The organism is Prevotella sp. Rep29, from assembly GCF_019551475.1.
GTDB lineage: Bacteria > Bacteroidota > Bacteroidia > Bacteroidales > Bacteroidaceae > Prevotella.
Genome location: NZ_CP047159.1, coordinates 1,932,728 through 1,953,473, shown reverse-complemented (window position 1 = coordinate 1,953,473; position 20,746 = coordinate 1,932,728). Strand labels below are relative to the sequence as shown.

Genomic DNA, 20,746 nt, shown 5'->3' with positions numbered 1-20,746 from the left:
GTTAAACATAAAGAATCAATAAGAAATGAAAACAATATTGAAATCATTCCTGATGTTCTTAGGCGTGACAATCGCGTTCTCATCATGCAGCGACTGGACAGAAACGGAGATTAAAGATCCCGAGAATCTGACCGATGCGCAGAAGACGGAAGAATACTATGAGAACCTGCGCGCTTATAAAAAGACTGACCATCCCGTTGCATTCGGATGGTTCGGTGAATGGGTAGGAAGCGGTGCTTCACTTGAGCACTCCCTTCGCGGACTCCCCGACAGTGTGGACTTTGTCTCCATCTGGGGTAACTGGAAGAATCTTGATGAAGCACGCATTGCTGACAAGAAATATGTGAAAGAAGTGAAAGGCACCCGTGCACTGGTTTGTTTCATCGTGGACAACTATGGAACACAGTTGACTCCAGAGGGTGAGACTCCTGCTGACTTCTGGCTCTTTGGGCAGACGTATGGCGAGGGCGTCGATTTGGACTCCGTGCGCGTGGCTAACTATGCCAATGCTATCTGCGACACGATTGACAAGTACGACTATGACGGTTTCGACTACGACTACGAGCCGAACTTCGGACACAGCGGAAACATTTCTAAGAGTGCTTTCTCTCAGAAGAAGTACGAGCGCATCTTCGTTCGCACGCTGGCTAAGCGCTTAGGCCCGCTCTCAGGAACAGACAAGCTGCTGGTAATGGACGGTGAGCCGCAGACGATTGCCGGCGACCTCGGCGAGTGCTTCGACTACTTCATCGTTCAGGCATACGCTTGCACAAGTGCTTCGAACCTTGACAACCGTATCGCTGCAGCCATCTCGAACCTGACGCAGCCGGCAGAGGGAACCAGCAAATATCTCTCGCCCAGCAGCCCGTTCTATCCCAGCCGTTATCTCACGGCAGAGGAGATTGCCCGGAAGTATATCGTGACCGAGAACTTCGAAAGCTATGCGGCTACTGGCGGTGTGACATTCTCAGACCGCAATGGCAACGTGATGCGGAGCCTCGAAGGAATGGCACGCTGGCAGCCTATCATCAACGGACGTACCGTGCAGAAGGGCGGTATCGGAACCTATCGTATGCAGCTCGAATATAAGGTTTCTGGCTTTGACGAGACCTATCCGTATCTGCGCAAGGGCATTCATATCATGAATCCTGTGATTAAATAAATCGAAACTAAAAACGATAAGAATATGAAACGCAATCAAATCAAATTCATATTGGGCGGAATGGTCGTAGCATTGACCATGCTTACGGCTTGTGGCAACGACCACGAATACTCCGTCAAGGAAAATCAGGCTTACATTGCGCAGACTAACACCAACGGCAATGCTTCGCAGAAGCTCACCGTGGACGATGAGCCTGTGTCTGTCAGTCTCAACGTGCGCCTGTCGTCACCTACTTCTGAGGATTGCTCATTCGAGGTGGTTGCCGACGAGTCTGTACTGACTGAATATAACAACCTGAACGTGACCAGCTATCGCATGTTGCCGGAAGACTTCTTCTCATTCTCTTCGGATGTCATCACGGTAGAGAAAGACAACTCGCTCTCTTCTCCAATCAATGTTGACGTAAGCCCGATGAGTGAGGAGCTGAAGGCTACAGGTCAGAAATATGCCATCGGTATCCGTCTCGTAAGCAAGGACGGAAAGAAGGACGTGCTCGCTTCTGGAAGCAAATACGTCATCGTGCTCGACCAAGTGCCCAAGCAGGCAGTGCCGCTGTTCAACCGTAACCTCATGTCTGTCCTCCCCGTTCCACAGCTGACACTGACGGAATACACCGTGGAGATGTGTGTGAACATGGACATCTTGGGAACACGTATCGGACAGTACAATAACCAAGCTCTTTTCTATGCAGGCGGTAATGGTGAGATCTACCTCCGTTTCGGTGATGCACCGATTGAAGGAAACCGCTTCCAAGTGAAGACGATGGGTACGCAGATGAACAGTAACATGCTTTTCAATGCCAATACATGGTATCACATCGCCGTTGTCTGCACGGGAAGCAACCTCTATTTCTATTTCAATGGTGTACTTGACAACTCTTTGGATTTGCCGAATAACCCGATGACGCTCGGTCCTGACTTCAGCATTATAAGCAGCGGCAGTTATTTCGTTGCACAGAAAGCTAAGATGTGTCAGCTGCGCTTCTGGAGCAAAGCCCGCAGTCAGATGGAGATTGCCAACAATATGTACAACGTCGATCCCAACTCTGCCGGCCTCGAAGGCTACTGGAAGATGGACGAGGGCGAAGGAAACGTGTTCAAGGATTCTTCTCCTCACGGTCGTGACGCTTATCTGAACAATTCAGGATTAAACGTGACTTGGGAACCCGATGTGCGTATCGACGGCAAGTAAACATGAAAATGATAAAACTTAAAAAGAAAAAACATGAAAAAGATAATCAATAAAACCTTGTTGGCAATGCTGCCTTTCCTGGCAGCCTGCCAGTCAGACCCTGACGTAGGCACACCGCTCTATCCCGTAGAAGAAGAGGATGTGACTCCGAAAGTCTATGTATATAATGGCACAATAGAGGGTAATGAGATGGCATCAACACTGGTAAACACACCCGCCGGACTGGTTATCCCGGAGGATACGCTCCGTTTCCATGTACGCATGTCACGCCCCGCAAGCAGTGATGTGAAAGTCAGCGTTGCACTCGACAATACCGCGGCAGAGGAGTATGATGCTACTGCCGAATTGCTGAGCACAGACGTATTAAAGTTGCTGACGGATGAAGTGACGATTCCTGCCGGTCAAATCATCTCAAGCGAGGAGATTGTCATTGCCATCAACGATGAGTCGGCAGCTGTCGAGGCATTGGAGAAGTATGCCGTGGCGGCAGTCGTACTGAATGCTTCCGGTGCCGGAGTGGCTCAAGAGTATAACACCTACATCTGGAAACTCTACAAAGAGACGCTCAATGTCTATGCCGAGCTCAACACAGGAGCCGTCATCGAAGGCATGACAGAGATACCGAAGAGCGACTGGACATTCAGCACTACAAATACAAATTATGGTAATGAAATCACTGACGGGGATGTTAGCGCATGGAACTATGGTATGGTGAGCACTCCCGGCGGCACGATGACCTTCGAGTTCAGCTCTCCGCGTAAGGTGAGCGCCTTCGCATGTATCACGCCGCAATATGCCTCTTATTACCGCTACGGTGTAGGAGCTCTCAAGGTGGAGACCAGCGACGATGGCGAAACATGGACCGGACACGGAACGGTCACGCTGCAACAGCTTACAGGTAACGGCGTTTGGACAGTAGCCAAGTTCTATGAGCCCGTGACAGCGAAGTACTTCCGTTACTCTCCACAGACCCGTGCCAACGGTTCTACAGGATATGCATACGTAGGCGAAGTGAAGATTTACGAGTAAACGTAGATTCTGAATAACTTATTAAAAAACGGGGTTGTGACCGCAGGGTTGCAACCCCGTTTTTCGGTAGAATAAATATACGGCGAAAGCGTATAAATATGCACGTAGAACTTTCGCTTTCCAAAAGTGCCACTTTTAGCTTCCAAAAGTTCCCCTTTTAGCTCCTAAAAGTTCCCCTTTTAGAGTGCAAAAGTTCCCCTTTTGAAACGGGTTTTCCAACTATTTGAATATCAATAAGTTGCGAAGACACTTTTCCGTCTTGCCCGTTTGCATAAATATTCACTTCCACCGTTGAGGATGAAACATCATTGTCAGCAAAATTCTTTTCATTGTTTTTGGCGACGAAAAGTCGGGTCGTTATCTTGATTCTCGGAAATGAAAAGAAAAACAAACTTTTCTTTTGCATTTCTCTCACTTATTCGTAACTTTGGCTGACGCCCAAGTTACTCACGCTCGAAAAAACTCAAATAGAATTTGGTTTTTCGCTCGCTTAATCGTAACTTTTCATAAATTACTTACGCTCGACAATAAAAAAGAATGCGATTCTTTTTGTATTGTCCTCGCTTAATCGTAACTTTGCAACATCAACGAAGCGACACGTTAGTATGAACAAGAGAGCGACAGGGAAGGCGTTGCGCAAGAACCCTTTTTTTGAAAAATACCAGACACCCCATGAGGTCATTCCTTTCAACCTGATACGGTTGGAAGACTACGAGGAGGCGTTCATGGAAGGCATGCGCCGTGAGAAGGAGCAGATAGAGAAGATTGTGACCAATCCGGCAAAACCGACTTTCGACAATACCATCATCGATACCGACGAGGACAAGGACGGCTACTACGACCTGCTCTCACGCGTGTCTGCCGCATTCTTCAACCTGATGGGAGCGGAGACGAGCGACGAAATGGATGCCCTGGCTCAGAAAATGCAGCCGCTGCTGACCAAACATGCCAACGACATACAGTTGGACAAACGCCTGTTTGAGCGCGTCAGAGCCGTTCACCTGCATCATCGACGCTTGACTCCGGAGGAGAAAATGCTGCTCGATAACTGCTATTCGGGCTTCGTGAGAAGCGGTGCACTGCTGAGTGATGCCGACAAAGAGAAACTGCGCAAGCTCTCAGAGGAAATGGGCATGCTCTCACTCCAGTTCTCACAAAATCTGTTGAAAGAGCGAAAAGCCTATACACTGCACATCACCAGGAAAGACCAACTCGGCGGACTGCCCGAGACGGCGGTGGAGGCAGCTGCACAGGCAGCCAAGGAACGGAAGCTGAAAGGATGGGTCTTCACGCTCGACGCTCCGAGCATGGGACCGTTCATGCAACATTCCACACAGCGCGAATTGCGCAAACAGATGTATATGGCGTACAACACGCTCTGCACACACGACAATACGGAAAACAACGTGGACATCTGCAAGCGACTGATCAACCTCCGTCGCGAGACAGCACAGCTGCTGGGCTATAAGACGTTTGCCGACTATGTGCTGAAAAAGCGCATGGCATCCAATAAGCGGAACGTGTATCAGTTGTTTGACGACCTCATCAAGGCGTATAAACCGACCGCACTCAAAGAGCGCGAGGAGGTCATCAGACTTGCCAAAAAGATAGAAGGGAAAGACTTCGAACTGAAGCCCTGGGACGGTGCGTTCTACTCGCATAAGCTGCAAATGAAGAAATTCAACATCGACTCGGAGATGCTCCGCCCGTATTTCGAGCTGTCGAAAGTGATTGAGGGCGTGTTCGGACTTGCCCGTCGGCTGTATGGCATCACGTTCAAGGAGAATAAGAAGATTCCGGTGTATCACCGTGACGTGAAGGCATACGAGGTGTTCGACAAGGACGGCAGCTATCTGGCGGTGTTCTACGCCGACTTCCACCCGCGCAAAGGCAAGCAGGGCGGGGCGTGGATGACCGAGTTCCAGGGGCAGTGGATAGACAAGAAAGGGGAAAATGTGCGTCCGCACGTGAGCGTCGTCATGAACCTGACCAAGCCGACCGCCAAGAAGCCCGCACTGCTGACACTGGACGAGGTGACCACTTTCCTCCATGAGTTCGGACATTCGCTGCACGGCATGTTTGCCAACACACGCTTCGAAAGCCTTTCGGGAACAAATGTGTGGTGGGATTTCGTGGAGTTGCCGTCGCAGTTCATGGAAAACTATGCGATAGAAAAGGAATTCCTTCGCACTTTCGCTTTCCACTACGAGACAGGCGAACCGCTTCCCGAAGAACTCATCAACCGCATAGTCAGAAGCCGCAACTTCATGGCAGCTACCGCTTGTCTGCGCCAAGTCAGTTTCGGAATGCTCGACATGGCGTATTACACACAGAAGGATGTTTTCGACGAAGACCTCCTGAAGTTTGAGAAACAGGCATGGCGGAAAGCCATCATCTCCAAACAGTTGGAGAATACCTGCATGACGGTGCAGTTCTCGCACATCATGGCAGGTGGATATGCCGCAGGCTATTACAGCTATAAATGGGCGGAAGTGCTCGAGGCAGACGCTTTCAGCGTGTTCAAGAAAGAAGGCATCTTCAATGAAAGCACCGCACAGCGGTTCCGCGACCATGTCCTCTCACGCGGCGGGACGGAACACCCCATGACGCTCTACAAGCGTTTCCGAGGTGGAGAGCCCACTATCGACGCCCTGCTGAAGCGTAACGGAATCAAAGTAAATGCGACAAAGAAAGCATAGACCAATGAGTAATAATAAGGATAAACAACGGGAACTGGACCTGCGCTATCTGCGCATGGCGCGTATCTGGGCAGAAAACAGTTATTGTCAGCGTCGAAAGGTGGGAGCACTGGTGGTCAAGGAAAAGATGATTATCAGCGACGGCTATAACGGTACGCCCAGCGGTTTTGAGAATGTGTGTGAGGACGAGGGCAATGTGACGAAGCCTTACGTGCTTCACGCCGAAGCCAACGCCATCACCAAACTGGCACGCTCGTCGAACAACAGTGACGGTGCCACGCTCTATGTGACGGCTTCACCATGTATCGAATGTGCCAAGCTCATCATACAGGCAGGCATCAGACGGGTGGTCTATGGAGAGCAGTATCGGATGGAAGACGGCATCAATCTCCTGAAAAGAGCCAATATTGAAGTGATATATATAAATGTAGAAGAGCATGAATCTGAATAAGTCAAACCGCTTTGCTCCGATATTACTGGCATTGTGCGTGATTATTGGAATCTTGATAGGCACGTTCTATACCAAGCATTTTTCCGGTAACCGACTCAGTATTATCAATTCGGGCAGCAACCGCCTCAATAATCTACTGCGGATTATTGACGACCAGTATGTGGATACGGTGAATATCGACAGTCTTGTGGAGAAAGCCATGCCGCAGATACTCTCAGAACTGGATCCCCATTCGGTCTATATCAGTGCGAAAGACGTGCAGGCAGTAGCCGATGATTTGAAAGGCTCGTTCTCGGGAGTAGGCATTGAGTTCACGATTCGTGAAGATACAATCCATATTCAGAATGTCATAGCCGGCGGTCCGGCAGAGTCGGCAGGACTTCTTGCCGGTGACAAAATCGTGGCGGTGGATGGCAAGAACTTTACAGGTAAGCAGGTGACGAACAGCGAAGCCATGCGTCGTCTGAAAGGTCCGAAGAACACGAAAGTGAAACTGGGCATCCTCCGCTACGGTCAGAAGGAAGTGAAAAACTTTGTCGTCACACGCGATGATATAGAAACAAAGAGCATTGCAGCGGCTTATATGATTGACGAGGAAGTGGGGTACATACGCATAAAAAGTTTCGGGGAGAAAACGTATTATGAATTCCTTACGGCGCTGGCACAATTATCTCAGGAGGGTTTCTCAAATTTAGTGATCGACCTGCGCGACAATGTCGGCGGTCTGATGTCGTCAGCGATAAGAATAGCCAATGAGTTTCTTCCAGCCAAACGGATGATTGTCTATACCGAAGGCAGGAAGATGAAGCGCGAGGAATATCTCAGTGACGGTCGCGGCAGTTATCAGAAGATTCCGTTGGTGGTTCTTATCAACGAGGGCTCGGCATCGGCATCGGAGATATTTGCCGGAGCAATGCAAGACAACGACAGGGCAACGATTATCGGACGCCGCTCGTTCGGTAAGGGACTTGTCCAGCAACAGATAGAGTTTTCAGACCATAGCATGATTCGTCTGACGATAGCCCGCTACTACACACCTTCAGGCAGGTGTATTCAGAAGCCTTATGTGGATGGCAAGGACAAGAGTTATGAAGAGGATCTGGTGCAGCGCTATCTGCATGGAGAATTCTTCTCCCAGGACAGCATTCAGCATAAAGGTCCCGCATTCCATACCTCCATCGGACGAACGGTTTATGGAGGAGGTGGCATCACGCCAGACATCTTTATACCCGAGGATACGTTGAACATGACATCATACTATAAAGAGGCGGTGATGAGCGGATTGGTAATGCAGTATGCTTTCCAATATACGGATGACAACCGCCAGCTGCTGAGGGAATATGATAGCTTGGCTTCGTTGCAGGCTTACCTGAAGCGGCAAGGGCTTGTAGAGCGTTTTGTGACATATGCAAACCAACATGGTTTACAGCGCCGCAACCTAATGATTCAGAAGTCGTATCGCTTACTGGACCGCTTCTTGACAAGTCGCATAGTCTATAATATCCTTAATGAGGAAGCATGGGCAGAGTATATCAATCAAGACGACCCCGTGATTAAATCAGCACTGGAAGTCATGCGGAAGAAAGAGGCTTTCCCCAAGAAGCCACAGGCGGAGAAAGGGAAGAAGGTGGCAGTTGCTAACAAGAAGTCATGGAAGAAAAATCGTGTATAAGAAAGGAGATTCGGCGTCGGAAACGGTTGTTTGCGACGGATGAGTTGGCTGCCCAGTCGCGGCAGTTGATGGAGCGTCTGTTGGTACATCCCCGCATTTTGTCGGCTCGTGTGGTCCTTATGTATCATGCTTTGCCCGATGAGGTTGACACGGCTGATGCTTTGGAAACGCTTATAGGGATGGGGAAGAAGGTGCTCCTGCCGACAGTGGTCAGCGATGAAGATATGGAACTCTGTGAGTATGAGGGGCGGGAGCAGTTGCATGAGGGTGCCTTTCACATCATGGAGTCGGGAGGCAACAGTTTTAAGGATTATGATTCTATTGATGTTGCTGTCGTTCCCGGCATGGCTTTCGATATGAAAAACAATCGTTTGGGGCGCGGAAAAGGATATTATGACCGTTTCCTTGCAAAGATTCCGTCAGCCTACAAACTGGGTGTTTGTTTTGGTTTTCAGTTTTTAGAGTCACTCCCGACAGGCGCTTTCGATATCGTGATGGATGAAGTGTTGACGGGTAATGACACTTCTATTCGTTCGTTGTAAAATACTCTTCCAGTTCTTGTCTTGCTGACTCGTGATTGTTATCCATATCGCGAATAATATTTCCGTGTTCGAGCAGCGCGATGCGCGAGCTGATATCAACGGTATGTGTGAGGTTATGACTTGAAATGAGTATTGTTGCCTGCGTCTGTTGGTTGTAGTTGGTGAGAATTTTTTTCAGTGAGTTTTGGCTTGATGGGTCTAAGAAGTTGAAGGGCTCATCGAGGATGAGAACCTGCGGTTGATGCATCATAGCCGCTATGATACCCACTTTTTGCTTGTTTCCTGCGGAAAGGTCTCTGATGAGTTTTTTGTGCCCGAGTATTTCTCCGTTCATGAATGCGTTGAATTCCTGGAGACGCTCGTTCATTTGTGTCTCATCGATTTGATGGGTTTTCGCAATGAACGTGAAATATTCCTCCGGTGTGAGAAAATCGATGAGGAATCCTTCGTCGATGTATGCTCCAGTAAAGGTTTTCCATTCTTCGCTCTTTGCAGGATTGATGTCTGTTGACGTTGAAATCAGAATTTCTCCTTGATCGGCTTTGATGAGGTCGAGCATGAGTCGGAATAGCGTGGTCTTTCCTGCTCCGTTATTGCCTACGAGTCCGAGAATTTCACCACTGTTGATGGTGAATTCCTGGATGTTGCAGGCAACTGTTTCTCCGTATTGCTTTTTTAGGTTGGAGATAGTAATCATAGGCATTGTCTTTTATGAGCGAGGAGAGTCTCCTTGTTCTGTTACTGTTTAACTGATACCTTTTCCGTGGCAGTTCTTGAATTTTTTGCCGCTTCCGCACGGGCATGGGTCGTTTCTGCCGGGCATCTTGTCTTTGACGATTGGGGTGCGGTTGATTTGTTGTGCGCTTTCCCGTGTGTCGTGTGCTGCAGCTGCCTGCTGTGCGGGGTCGTGCAGTTCTTCTTTCTGTTCGTTGTATCGTTGTGAACGTTGTTCAGGTGCTGCTTCTTTGATGTCTTCGTGCTGCATCTCGGGTATCTGTCCTCTCATGAGTATGGATGCGATTCGGTTGTTCATGCCGTCGATCATGTTGTCCCATATCTTGACACTTTCGAGTTTGAAGATGAGCAGCGGGTCTTTTTGTTCGTATGAAGCGTTTTGCACGCTGTGTTTGAGTTCGTCGAGTTCTCTGAGGTTTTCCTTCCAGCAGTCGTCGATGATGTGGAGCATGATGGTTTTCTCGAATTGTTTGACGACAGATTTACATTCCGTGTCGTATGCTTCTTTGAGGTCGCATGGAATGTTGTAAACCCTTTTCCCGTCGGTGATAGGTACCATGATGCGTTCGTATTGCTGTCCTTGGTTTTCGTAAACCTGCTTGATGATGGGCAATGCAATATCTTTGATTCGTTCGGTTTTCCGTCTGAAGGTCTCAATGGCTTGTTGGAAGGTTCTTTCCTGTATTTCCTCCCGTTTGTTGTTGATGAATTCTTCTTCGGTGAACGGTGTCTCTATGGCGAGCGTCTTGAGGAGTTGTTCTTTGGCATTTTGATAGTCGTTATTATCAATAATGTTGATGACTCTGTCCCAGATGACGTTGGTGATGTCCATTCCGATTCGTTCTCCGATGAGTGCATGGTGACGTTTTTCGTAGATGACGGTTCGTTGTTTGTTCATCACGTCGTCATATTCGAGGAGGCGTTTTCTGATGCCGAAGTTGTTTTCTTCTACTTTCTTTTGTGCCCGTTCGATACTTTTGTTAATCATGGGTGCTTCGATTCTTTCCCCTTCTTTGAATCCAAGTCTGTCCATGACGGCAGCGATTCTTTCGGATGCGAAGAGTCGCATGAGTTTGTCTTCCAGTGACACGTAGAATACGGATGAGCCAGGGTCGCCTTGTCGTCCTGCACGTCCTCTGAGCTGCCTGTCAACGCGTCGGCTTTCGTGTCGTTCGGTGCCGATGATGGCAAGTCCTCCGGCTGCCTTCACCTCTGGCGAGAGCTTGATGTCGGTACCACGTCCAGCCATGTTGGTTGCGATGGTGACAGCTCCCAGTCCGTCGGTTGATTTTCCTGCTTCGGCAACGATGTCAGCCTCTTTCTGATGGAGTTTGGCGTTGAGGACGTTGTGCGGTATGTTTCTCATCTTGAGCATTCTGGAGAGGAGTTCAGATATTTCGACGGATGTCGTTCCGACGAGTGTCGGTCTGCCGCTTTCTCTCATGCTGATGATTTCTTCGATGACGGCATTATATTTTTCGCGTGCCGTTTTATAGACGCGGTCGTTCATGTCGTTGCGAATGACTGGCTTGTTTGTCGGGATTTCAACGACGTCCAGTTTGTAGATATCCCAGAATTCTCCCGCTTCGGTTGATGCAGTACCCGTCATTCCCGCGAGTTTGTGGTACATGCGGAAGTAGTTCTGCAGTGTGATGGTTGCGAATGTCTGTGTTGCTGCTTCCACTTTGACATGCTCTTTTGCCTCAACAGCCTGATGCAGTCCGTCGCTCCATCGGCGACCTTCCATGATACGACCCGTCTGTTCGTCAACGATTTTCACTTCGCCGTCGATAACGACATATTCGTCATCCTTGTTGAACATAGTGTATGCCTTGAGCAGTTGTTGCAGTGTGTGTACACGTTCCGACTGCAGCGCATAGTAGTTCATGAGTTCGTCTTTTCGGTCGATACGCTCCTGGTCGGAGATTTGTGTTTGTGCTTCCAGTTCAGAAAGTTGTGAAGTGATGTCAGGCAAGACGAAGAGTTCTTTGTCGTTCACTTGTTTTGCGAGCCATTCCGTACCTTTGTCGGTAAGGTCGCAGGAATTCAGTTTTTCATCGACCACAAAGAAGAGTGGTTCTATGGCTTTCGGCATTTCACGGTTATTGTTTGCCATGTAGAACTCTTCAGTCTTGAGCATTCCCGCTTTGATACCTTCCTCGGAAAGGTATTTGATGAGAGGTTTGTTCTTAGGCAAGGCTTTGAACGAGCGGTATAGCGCAACGAATCCTTCTTCCGTCAGTTTCTGGTCGTTTTGCTGTTGTCCCTGAGTGATTTTCTGTTTAGCTTCGGCGAGCAACTGTGTAGCAAGTTGCCTTTGTACGCCGACCAGTCTTTCCACAAGTGGCTGGTATTCTTCGAACATTTGGTCGTCACCCTTAGGAACCGGTCCTGAGATGATGAGTGGTGTACGCGCATCGTCGATAAGTACGGAGTCCACCTCGTCCACAATGGCGTAGTTATGTTTTCTCTGCACAAGATCGGCAGGAGAGATTGCCATGTTGTCCCTCAAATAGTCGAAGCCGAACTCGTTGTTCGTTCCGAAAGTGATGTCGGCCTGATATGCTTTTCGCCTCTCCGGAGAGTTGGGCTTGTGTTTGTCGATACAATCGACCGACAGTCCGTTGAACATATAGAGTGGTCCCATCCACTCAGAGTCACGTTTTGCCAGATAGTCGTTGACGGTCACCACGTGAACGCCGTTCCCGGTGAGTGCATTGAGAAATACAGGCAGTGTGGCTACGAGCGTCTTACCTTCACCTGTAGCCATCTCGGCGATTTTTCCCTGATGCAGCACGACTCCTCCGAACAGTTGGACGTCATAGTGTATCATCTCCCACTTGAGAAGGTTTCCTCCAGCCGTCCACTCGTTGTGATAAACAGCCTTGTCGCCCTCAATCGAGATGAAGTCGTTTGCCGGGTTTGTCGCGAGTTCGCGGTCAAATTCAGTTGCTGTGACAATCGTCTGTTCGTTTTCAGCAAATCGGCGTGCCGTCTCTTTGATGATAGAAAAAGCCACAGGCATCACTTCGTCAAGGGCATCCTCATATTTGTCGAGTGCTTCCTTTTCCAGTTTGTCTATGCGGTGGAAAATTTCCTCACGCTGCTCGATGGGTGTGTCCTCGATGGTTGCTTTGAGGGTCTCTATTTCTTCCCGTTCTTTGGCTGCGGCGTTCTGTACGAAAGACTGTATTTCCTTTGTTTTTGCGCGCAGGCTGTCGTTGTCGAGTTCCTCAATTTGTTCGTATGCTGATTTCACTTTGTCCACGTATGGCTGAATGAGTTTCATGTCTCTCGAGGACTTGTTTCCGAACATGCTTTGAAGTATGTTGATAATTCCCATATGTCTTTTGTTTTTTAGATAGGTTTAACGTGTACTTTCCAAAAGTACGTGCAAAGTTACGAAAAAATCGGGTAAGTGAGCAAAAGGATGGTGTTTTTTTAAGGTCATTTATAGTTTGTCTTGTTGTTTTTTAGCAGTTGCACGTAACAAAGTCGGTGCAAGACGAGAGCAGAACAAAGAAAGCTGGCTTTCTTTTTATGCCGGGCGCAGCCCGACTTGTCACACCTTTTTTGGGGGTGCGCTCGGCTCTGCCGAGTAAGAAAAAAAGGTGTGACAAAGTGCTCTTACGAGTATTGTTGCTGCGATGAGGAAGATGGGGATGGGGTATGTCTGTATGACTGCTCCGCAGAGGCATGCGATGGTCATTGCTGCCCAGAGTGTCCATATCCGTTTGCCGAATTTTGTTTTGCGTCCTCGTATGGTCTGCCAGAGGATGGTTGCTGGTATGGGGTTGAGCATGAGCAGTAGGAGGTTGAGCGTGGTGGTAGGATGTTCGGAGAATGCGAACAGTATGAGTATGAGCGACGCGACGGTTGTGGTGATGATGAGTAGTGAGTCAAAGACGGCGACAGCCCGGGAGTGGCGTGATTTGCTGAATGTTGGGATGCTGACGGATATGGCGATGATGAGTAGGATGATGCTGGCAATGAGGGGTGTGATTATGGTGGTTCTCTCTGCGTGGTTCTCTCTGTGCGGTTGTCTCTGTATGGTTGTCGCCGTGAGTTTTGAGTCTTGCACTGCGTTCATGAGCTCGATGGGCAGGAAGAGTTGTTGTTCGGGAGTGAGTGTTTTGTCGGCTTTGACTCCGAGAATGAGGTTGATTCCGAACTGTAGCCACGGATAGGGTTGTGTGTATTGGTTGATGAGGCTTCGGGTGGTGGTGTTTGGGGTTTGAGGTTTGAGGTTTGAGGTTTGAGGTTTGAGGTTTGAGGTTTGGGGTTTGAGGTTGTTCCATATCGCGTCTTTTGCGAGTGTGGTGCAGTTTTTATAGAATATGTTGTAGCGATAGGTGTTGTTGGGTGGTGTGAGGTTGTTGTTGAGTGTATTGATAATGTTTGCTGTTTCTTCGGGTGTGAGTCGTAGGACTTGTTCGTGTATGTTGCGTCCTTCGTGGCGGTATGTTTGGCAGAATGTGTCGTAGGTTGTGGCTCCTGCGTAGTAGTCGGTTTTTCCGAGTATGAAGTTGATGATGAAGTTGGGTGCGTGTGGGTCGAAGAGTCCGTAGTTGACTACGATGTCGATGTTCTTTTCCGGGTCTTGCACTCTGATGGCTGTATGTCCGAAGAGGGTATAGACTTCCTCTTTGCCTGGTTCGCATGTGAGTAGGCTGATGGTTTGCGCCTGGCTGATTGACAATTGACAAATGATGAAAGACAAATAGGTGATGAGTGCTATGCGTTTCATATTGTTGTTGGGTAAATAGGGTTATTGTTATTCGCCTGCGAAGTTATTGTTTTTTTTTGTTTTTAGGTTGATTGTTGTGTGTTTTTTTGCTTTTTTTGTATCTTTGCGGTAAATTGGCGATGGAGTTATGAAGCGTTATCTGTTTGCTTTTATATTGTTGGCATGTGTCTTTGATGGTGCGTTGGCTCGTGTGGCGCACCTGTTGCCTGTGCCTAAGGTCGTGAGGACTCTGGACGGGAGCGGTTTCCGGCTTCGCGGTGCCGTTGCCGTGGATGATGATTTCGGCTGTGCTGTCTTGCAGGAATGGGTTTCGGAATGGGGACACGTGCGGACGGATGCGAAGCGGCGGGTCGTGGTGAAGTCCAGCCTCGTTTCTCTTTCTAAAGAAAGGGAGCGTCTTTCGGATGAATGGTATCGGCTGCGTGTGGAGAAAGACAGCATCGTGATTGAGGCGGTGAGTGCTGTTGGTGTCATCCGTGCGGTGTCGTCGCTTCGTCAGTTGGCGATGGATGGCGGGGGACGGTTGGAGTCGGTTGAGATGATGGACTATCCCAGTTTTGCCGTGCGTGGATGGATGTACGATGTGGGGCGCTCTTTTGTCTCGATGGAGGAGTTGAAGCGTGAGATTCGCTTGTTGAGTCAGTTCAAAGTGAATCTTTTGCACCTGCATCTGACTGAAAATCAGGCATGGCGGTTCGAAGTGAAGGGCTATCCGCAATTGACCGACGCCAGTTCTATGTCGCGCGACAAAGGGAAATACTACACCCAAGAGGAATGCCTGGAGCTGTCAACGTATGCACGCAAATACGGCGTGACCATCATGCCCGAGATTGACATGCCCGGACATAGTGATGCCTTCCGACGGGCATTGGGGTTCGACATGCAGACGGAAGCGGGGAAAAGTGTGCTGAAAGAGGCGTTGAGCCAGTTGGCTGGTGCTTTTCCTTATTCTCCTTATCTCCACATCGGAGCTGACGAGGTGCAAATACACGATAAAACGTTCATCAGTGAGATGATACACCATGTTCACCAACTCAACCGAAAGGTAGCATTGTGGATTCCTGCCGGAGGCAATCCAGAGGGAGCAGACCTCACTACGCTATGGAGTACGGCAGGCAGGGTGACAGGAGGGATTCCGGCTATTGACAGCCGTTACAACTATATCAATCATTTTGATGTGTTTGCCGACGTTGTTGGCATCTATCGCAGCAATGTCTATTACCGCTCGCAGGGCGACTCAGTGGTGCTGGGCAGTATGGCTGCCGTGTGGAATGACCATGCGTTGGAGAGTGAAAAGGATATTGTGTGCCAGAACAACCTCTATGCAAGTGTGATTGCTTCTGCCTGTCGGGCATGGACGGGCGGTGGCGACGGCTATATTGAGGAGTTAGGCACTCAGTTGCCGTATGAAGGCGAGGGGCTCGAAGAGTTTGTGGAATGGGAGAATCGTTTTCTCTACCACAAGCAGTGGTCGCTCCGTGAAGCGGACATCCCCTACGTGCGGCAGGGTAATGTGTGTTGGATGGTTTCGCAGCCATTCCCGAACGGAGGTTCGAAAGACGGCGCGTTCGCCCCTGAGGATGATGAGTTTAAGGGGATGGGAGCGGGCATCGATATGGGCTATGATACCTACCGGGTGCGAGGTGCCGGAATTTATCTGCGCCACACTTGGGGAAAGATTGTTCCCACCTTGTTCGGTCATGTCGGCATCAATCATACCGCTTACGCATGGACGAACGTCTATTCTCCGAAAGAGCAGGATGCCGGTGCACTGATTGAGTTCCAGAACTACAGCCGGTCGGAAAACGACATTGTTCCGGAGGCTGGCTGTTGGGACAGGAAAGGCTCCCGGATATGGTTGAACGGCAAGGAATTGGAGGGACCCGACTGGAATCGGGCGGGTGAGCGCTTAGCCCGTGAGATACCTCTCACGGACGAAAATCTGACGGGGCGGGCTCCTGTGCGCATCCACCTCCGAAAGGGGTGGAACCGTGTTTTCCTGAAATTGCCATACGTGGATAGTGGCATCAGGCTGAACAAGTGGATGTTTACTTTCGTCATCACCGACACGACGGGGCGGGATGCTCTGCCCGGAATAGAATATCATGCCGAGGCACCGTCCTCAAATCTCAAACCTCAAATCTCAAACCTCAAACCTCAAATCTCAAACCTCAAACCAAAAAGACTGCAGCAATAAAATATAACTTTTTACGTTTTCAATAGAAAAAACATCAACCCTCAAATCTCAAAACCAAAAAGATGAATCGCGTATGAGAATATTGACACTGACCAGTATGTTTTGTTATTCCGTCCTTGCTCTTGCACAGGTGGACGACAACGTGGCGAAACCGTCTTTCGCGACGGGCTTGTCGTACAAAGTGGAGGCGGAGGGCTCCTTTTCAAGCGAAATCACTCCGCTGTGGCTGCAAGCCAATAAGCACGGACTCTCTTCCTTCGAAGGAAGCAACGGCTATCTTCGCGCCGGCATCTCCCGCGACTTGAGCGTCGATGAGGGGCACCGTTGGGGAATAGGGTTCGGTGTTGACCTTGTGGGTGCGCTCAACTATACGAGTAAGGTGGTTGTGCAGCAGGCATACGTTGAAGGGCGATGGCTGCACGGTGCCCTGACCGTTGGAAGCAAGGAGCAGCCGATGGAACTCAAAAACAACCAGTTGAGCAGCGGTTCGCAGACGCTCGGCATCAATGCCCGTCCCGTTCCTCAAGTACGTATCTCACTCCCCGAATATTGGGTGATTCCATACACCAACGGCTGGCTGCGGCTGAAAGGACATATCGCATACGGAAAGATGACCGACGACAACTGGCAGCACACATTCACCAATCAGGTTCACAACTACGCAGACGACGTGCTCTATCACAGCAAAGCCGGATATCTCAAAATCGGAAACGAAGACCGGTTCTTCCCGTGGTCGCTCGAACTCGGACTTGAGATGGCAGCCACCTTCGGAGGAACAGCCTATCAGCGGCAAGGCGACGGCACCATGCTGCCCATGAAAGGGGAAGGCGGACTGAAAGGCATGTGGAATGCGTTCATTCCCGGAGGCTCCGACGTCGGCGAGACCACCTATCAGAACGTCTCCGGAAACCAAGTCGGCAGTTGGGTGGCGCGACTCAACTACGACGGTGACACATGGCGCTGGGGACTCTACATCGACAAATACTTCGAAGACCACTCCGCCCTTTTCCTGATGGACTATGACGGATACGGAGAAGGAGAAGAATGGCAGGTGAAAAAGAAACGCCGCTATCTCGTTTACGACTTCAAGGACATGCTGCTCGGCATGGAACTCAACTTCAAGTACAACCGATGGATACGCGACATCGTCTTCGAATATATGTACACCAAATACCAGAGCGGTCCGATTTATCACGACCACACGCAGACCATAGCCGACCACATCGGAGGCGTGGACAACTACTACAACCATTACATCTACACGGGATGGCAACATTGGGGACAGGTCATCGGCAACCCGCTCTATCGCTCTCCGCTCTACAACGATGACGGCATCATCGACGTCCGCAACAACCGCTTCATGGCATTCCACCTCGGCATCAGCGGCACGCCGTCAGAAGCGTTCAAATATCGCGCTCTGGCAACCTATCAGGAAGGGTTCGGTACATACGCCACACCCTATACCAAGAAACACCACAACGTCAGTTTCATGCTCGAAGGCATCTATAGTTTCCAGAAAGGACTGCTGCGCGGATTCAACGTGCGGGGAGCCTACGCCATGGACTTCGGACACATACTCGGACATAACCACGGATTCCAACTCACCATCTCGAAGACAGGACTCTTCAAGAGCCATTAGCTTCCGGTGAGAGCAGAGCGAACTTGCTCGTTCTGCCGAGCGTGAAAATGGTCGAATGAAATTCAACAAATAAACACAAACAAGCAGCATGAAAAAAGCAACAGCATATATCGCAATCCTGGCAGTGACGCTCATCGCCGTCACATCCTGCGAATTAGAGACATCAGGAAACGGAAAACTCGACGGGTTCTGGCACCTCGAACAGATAGACACCATCGCTACGGGCGGCGTCACCGACCTCTCAGAAAGCAACGTGTTCTGGGCATTCCAGCACAAACTGTTGGAACTGACCGGCAATACCACGTGTCTTTGTCGCTTCTCCCACGCCGACAAGTCGCTGGTCATCAACAACCCCTATCGGTTTGACCGAGAGAATGGAGACGAGCCCCTTGCCGACACCGAGTTGCTCACGCCCTACGGAATCAACGCCCTCGAAGAGCATTTCACCGTAGAGACGCTTACAAGTTCCAAGATGGTGCTCTCAACAGACAGGCTCCGGCTGTCGTTCACTAAGTTTTAGAAACATCATAGTGGCACTTCTGAAAAACAATTTCAGTGAATTTACTCATCAAATTCACTTGAATTGGTCATCAAATTCAGTGAATTTGGTTTCTGAAAGTTGTGCTTTCAGTTTTCGGTAGTTTGTCTTTTTGTTAATCCTCGCGTGGCTTTCCGTCTCTTATAAAGCTGTTGATGACGAGATGGAAAGCGATATAGACTATCACATCGATGAGGACGATGAAGGTCGTTGGCAGGAAGTAGTCGAGTATATTGTTGAGCAGGACAAACGACAGGGCGAGGAGAAGGATGGTGATGAGTGCCTGTCGCTGACTGCATCCGGCTCTGAGCAGTTTGTGGTGGATGTGGTTTTTGTCGGCTTGGAATATAGGCTTTCGTTCCCGCAGTCTCTTGAATACGACGCGGACGACGTCGAAGCATGGCACGATGAGGAGTGTGTAGGATAGCAGGAGGCTGTCTTTCCGGAAGGGCATGACGTTAGGGTTGTCCATGGTGAATTTGACGAAGAGGAATCCGAGTATGAATCCGAGTGTAAGGCTTCCTGAGTCGCCCATGAAGATTTTTCGGTTTTTGCTTTCTTCTCCCCAGATGTTGAAGTAGAGATAGGGGATGAGCACACCCATGAGTCCGGCTATGAGTATGCCGTATGTCCATACTCCTTCGCGCATGAAGCAGATCAGGAATCCGCCGAGTGCGATGAGTGAGAGTGAGGCTGCGAGCCCGTCGATGCCGTCGATGAGGTTGATGGCATTGGTGATGAATACGATGATGAAGACGGTGAGTGGTGCGCCTATCCAGAAAGGTATTTCGTAGATGCCGAAGAGTCCGTAGAAGTTGTTGATGTAGAGTTTTGAGATGGGCATGAGGCATGCTGCGAGAATCTGTACGGTAAATTTCGTTCCGGCTCCGAGTCCTATGAGGTCGTCGATGATTCCGATGGCGTAGATCATGATGAGACTGATGACGAACATGGTGGTCCACATGCTGAGTGTGATGTGCTGGTCGGAGAGGAACGAGTGGACGCTGACGGCAAGCAGGAGTGTGAGCATCATGCTTGGCAGGAATGTGATTCCTCCGAGTCTGGGTATGGCGTTGTTGTGTATTTTTCGTGAGTTAGGTATGTCGTAGAGGTTTTTCTTCTCGCAATAGTTGAGTATTTGCGGAATCATGATGAATCCGCAGACGGCGCTGAACGCAAATGCTATGATGATGATGGTAGTGATGCCCATGTGTCTTGTTTTTTTATAATATAACTCGCAAGCTGTTTGAATATTGTTTAAGGGTGAAAATATTTGTGGCGGATTTATTGGTGTGGTTGTATATGGTATGTATTGATAAAAGAAATATTCGGATGAAATATAATATGTGGTGTTGTGATGCGTTATATTAAAAAAAAGTATTTTGAAGGTTTCTGTCATAACGGTTACTTATAATTGTGGCTCTACGTTGAGGGACACGATAAAGTCTGTTTTGTCACAGACTTACGAGGATATTGAATATTTGATCATAGATGGCGGTTCAACGGATCATACCCTTGATGTGATAAAAGAATATGAGCCGATGTTTGGAGGAAAATTGTATTGGCTTTCAGAAAAGGATGGGGGAATATATGATGCGATGAATAAGGGGATAAGCAGGGCGACGGGTGATATTGTGGGTATTCTGAACGGTGACGACTTTTATACTTCTGATGATGTCCTGCAACGTGTTGTGTCTGCATTTAGAAGTACCCCTCAGTTGGAAGCTGTATATGGTGATGTTCATTTTATTCGTGATGCGCAGCCCGAGAAGGTTGTGCGCTACTACAGTTCCAAGCCTTTCCGTCCCCTTTGGCTCCGCTTTGGTTTCATGCCGGCTCATCCTTCCTTTTATTGCCGTCGTAGCGTCTATGACAAGGCTGGACTATACAAGACCGACTATGCCATCGGCAGCGATTACGAGATGATGGTTCGTCTTTTCATGGTGCATAAGATTAATGCCAGCTATCTGCCTATGGATTTCGTAACCATGCGGACGGGTGGTGTCAGTACCAGGAATGTCAGGAGCCGGATGCAACTTATCAAGGATGATGTCCGCGGCTGTCGTGAGAATGGTATCTATACCAATCCGTTGATGATCAGCATGAAGTATCTTTATAAGATATTCGAGTTTAAATTGTAGGGA

General features: G+C 49.3%; 16 protein-coding genes. 11 read left to right on the top strand and 5 right to left on the bottom strand.

What is annotated here, in order from left to right; translation table 11 throughout:
* Positions 1–25 precede the first annotated feature (25 nt).
* The 3 genes from GRF55_RS08310 to GRF55_RS08300 are packed head-to-tail and all read left to right on the top strand — an operon-like array spanning position 26 to position 3,382.
* A complete protein-coding gene (locus GRF55_RS08310; protein ID WP_220367973.1) occupies positions 26–1,162 on the top strand; it encodes a glycoside hydrolase family 18 in 1,137 nt (378 codons plus the stop codon).
* Between the two features lie 24 nt (positions 1,163–1,186).
* Entirely contained in the window at positions 1,187–2,353 is a 1,167-nt protein-coding gene (locus GRF55_RS08305) for a BT_3987 domain-containing protein (RefSeq protein WP_220367972.1), read from the top strand.
* Positions 2,354–2,386: 33 nt separating this feature from the next.
* Positions 2,387–3,382: a discoidin domain-containing protein gene (locus tag GRF55_RS08300; protein ID WP_220367971.1), complete on the top strand. Its 996-nt coding sequence runs from the start codon at positions 2,387–2,389 to the stop codon at positions 3,380–3,382.
* A 157-nt stretch (positions 3,383–3,539) separates the two neighbouring features.
* Here the strand turns inward: GRF55_RS08300 and GRF55_RS08295 are convergent, their stop codons facing one another.
* Positions 3,540–3,788, bottom strand: a complete 249-nt coding sequence (locus tag GRF55_RS08295) for a hypothetical protein (protein ID WP_220367970.1) — start codon at positions 3,786–3,788, stop codon at positions 3,540–3,542.
* Between the two features lie 199 nt (positions 3,789–3,987).
* Between GRF55_RS08295 and GRF55_RS08290 the strand changes: the two genes are divergently transcribed.
* The 4 genes from GRF55_RS08290 to GRF55_RS08275 are packed head-to-tail and all read left to right on the top strand — an operon-like array spanning position 3,988 to position 8,746.
* Positions 3,988–6,081, top strand: a complete 2,094-nt coding sequence (locus tag GRF55_RS08290; RefSeq protein WP_220367969.1) for a M3 family metallopeptidase — start codon at positions 3,988–3,990, stop codon at positions 6,079–6,081.
* A gap of 4 nt (positions 6,082–6,085) precedes the next feature.
* The gene (locus GRF55_RS08285) at positions 6,086–6,532 is read left to right on the top strand and encodes a dCMP deaminase family protein (RefSeq protein ID WP_220367968.1); all 447 of its coding nucleotides are present in this window, start codon (positions 6,086–6,088) and stop codon (positions 6,530–6,532) included.
* The gene (locus tag GRF55_RS08280) at positions 6,519–8,204 is read left to right on the top strand and encodes a S41 family peptidase (protein ID WP_220367967.1); all 1,686 of its coding nucleotides are present in this window, start codon (positions 6,519–6,521) and stop codon (positions 8,202–8,204) included. The genes GRF55_RS08285 and GRF55_RS08280 overlap by 14 nt, the downstream gene beginning before the upstream one ends.
* The gene (locus GRF55_RS08275; RefSeq protein ID WP_220367966.1) at positions 8,183–8,746 is read left to right on the top strand and encodes a 5-formyltetrahydrofolate cyclo-ligase; all 564 of its coding nucleotides are present in this window, start codon (positions 8,183–8,185) and stop codon (positions 8,744–8,746) included. The genes GRF55_RS08280 and GRF55_RS08275 overlap by 22 nt, the downstream gene beginning before the upstream one ends.
* Here GRF55_RS08275 and GRF55_RS08270 read toward each other — a convergent pair.
* The 3 genes from GRF55_RS08270 to GRF55_RS08260 form a co-directional block, all read right to left on the bottom strand.
* Entirely contained in the window at positions 8,730–9,443 is a 714-nt protein-coding gene (locus GRF55_RS08270; protein WP_220369669.1) for an ABC transporter ATP-binding protein, read from the bottom strand. The two genes, GRF55_RS08275 and GRF55_RS08270, sit on opposite strands and share 17 nt — an antisense overlap.
* Before the next feature lie 48 nt (positions 9,444–9,491).
* On the bottom strand, positions 9,492–12,824 hold the full coding sequence (secA, locus tag GRF55_RS08265) for a preprotein translocase subunit SecA (protein ID WP_220367965.1): 3,333 nt from the start codon (positions 12,822–12,824) through the stop codon (positions 9,492–9,494).
* A 219-nt stretch (positions 12,825–13,043) separates the two neighbouring features.
* Positions 13,044–14,228: a DUF4105 domain-containing protein gene (locus GRF55_RS08260; protein WP_220367964.1), complete on the bottom strand. Its 1,185-nt coding sequence runs from the start codon at positions 14,226–14,228 to the stop codon at positions 13,044–13,046.
* A 127-nt stretch (positions 14,229–14,355) separates the two neighbouring features.
* On the opposite strand from GRF55_RS08260, the gene GRF55_RS08255 reads away from it, so the two are divergent.
* The 3 genes from GRF55_RS08255 (at position 14,356) to GRF55_RS08245 (ending at position 18,584) form a co-directional block, all read left to right on the top strand.
* Positions 14,356–16,425, top strand: coding sequence for a family 20 glycosylhydrolase (locus tag GRF55_RS08255; RefSeq protein WP_220367963.1), 2,070 nt, complete (start codon positions 14,356–14,358; stop codon positions 16,423–16,425).
* A 73-nt stretch (positions 16,426–16,498) separates the two neighbouring features.
* Positions 16,499–18,064: a capsule assembly Wzi family protein gene (locus GRF55_RS08250; RefSeq protein ID WP_220367962.1), complete on the top strand. Its 1,566-nt coding sequence runs from the start codon at positions 16,499–16,501 to the stop codon at positions 18,062–18,064.
* Positions 18,065–18,152: 88 nt separating this feature from the next.
* Positions 18,153–18,584 (top strand): lipocalin-like domain-containing protein, encoded by a 432-nt coding sequence (locus tag GRF55_RS08245; RefSeq protein ID WP_220367961.1) that lies wholly within the window; start codon positions 18,153–18,155, stop codon positions 18,582–18,584.
* Positions 18,585–18,717: 133 nt separating this feature from the next.
* Here the strand turns inward: GRF55_RS08245 and GRF55_RS08240 are convergent, their stop codons facing one another.
* Positions 18,718–19,812, bottom strand: a complete 1,095-nt coding sequence (locus GRF55_RS08240) for an MraY family glycosyltransferase (protein WP_220367960.1) — start codon at positions 19,810–19,812, stop codon at positions 18,718–18,720.
* Between the two features lie 172 nt (positions 19,813–19,984).
* Here GRF55_RS08240 and GRF55_RS08235 point away from each other — a divergent pair, with 172 nt between their 5' ends.
* Entirely contained in the window at positions 19,985–20,743 is a 759-nt protein-coding gene (locus GRF55_RS08235) for a glycosyltransferase family 2 protein (protein WP_220367959.1), read from the top strand.
* Positions 20,744–20,746: the final 3 nt, after the last annotated feature.

What these genes read in the sequence shown, in the direction of transcription:
- GRF55_RS08310 (WP_220367973.1), top strand. Translation starts at nt 26, where the DNA reads ATGAAAACAATATTGAAATCATTCCTGATGTTCTTAGGCGTGACAATC.
- GRF55_RS08305 (WP_220367972.1), top strand. Translation starts at nt 1,187, where the DNA reads ATGAAACGCAATCAAATCAAATTCATATTGGGCGGAATGGTCGTAGCA.
- GRF55_RS08300 (WP_220367971.1), top strand. Translation starts at nt 2,387, where the DNA reads ATGAAAAAGATAATCAATAAAACCTTGTTGGCAATGCTGCCTTTCCTG.
- GRF55_RS08295 (WP_220367970.1), bottom strand. Translation starts at nt 3,788, where the DNA reads ATGCAAAAGAAAAGTTTGTTTTTCTTTTCATTTCCGAGAATCAAGATA.
- GRF55_RS08290 (WP_220367969.1), top strand. Translation starts at nt 3,988, where the DNA reads ATGAACAAGAGAGCGACAGGGAAGGCGTTGCGCAAGAACCCTTTTTTT.
- GRF55_RS08285 (WP_220367968.1), top strand. Translation starts at nt 6,086, where the DNA reads ATGAGTAATAATAAGGATAAACAACGGGAACTGGACCTGCGCTATCTG.
- GRF55_RS08280 (WP_220367967.1), top strand. Translation starts at nt 6,519, where the DNA reads ATGAATCTGAATAAGTCAAACCGCTTTGCTCCGATATTACTGGCATTG.
- GRF55_RS08275 (WP_220367966.1), top strand. Translation starts at nt 8,183, where the DNA reads ATGGAAGAAAAATCGTGTATAAGAAAGGAGATTCGGCGTCGGAAACGG.
- GRF55_RS08270 (WP_220369669.1), bottom strand. Translation starts at nt 9,443, where the DNA reads ATGATTACTATCTCCAACCTAAAAAAGCAATACGGAGAAACAGTTGCC.
- secA (WP_220367965.1), bottom strand. Translation starts at nt 12,824, where the DNA reads ATGGGAATTATCAACATACTTCAAAGCATGTTCGGAAACAAGTCCTCG.
- GRF55_RS08260 (WP_220367964.1), bottom strand. Translation starts at nt 14,228, where the DNA reads ATGAAACGCATAGCACTCATCACCTATTTGTCTTTCATCATTTGTCAA.
- GRF55_RS08255 (WP_220367963.1), top strand. Translation starts at nt 14,356, where the DNA reads ATGAAGCGTTATCTGTTTGCTTTTATATTGTTGGCATGTGTCTTTGAT.
- GRF55_RS08250 (WP_220367962.1), top strand. Translation starts at nt 16,499, where the DNA reads ATGAGAATATTGACACTGACCAGTATGTTTTGTTATTCCGTCCTTGCT.
- GRF55_RS08245 (WP_220367961.1), top strand. Translation starts at nt 18,153, where the DNA reads ATGAAAAAAGCAACAGCATATATCGCAATCCTGGCAGTGACGCTCATC.
- GRF55_RS08240 (WP_220367960.1), bottom strand. Translation starts at nt 19,812, where the DNA reads ATGGGCATCACTACCATCATCATCATAGCATTTGCGTTCAGCGCCGTC.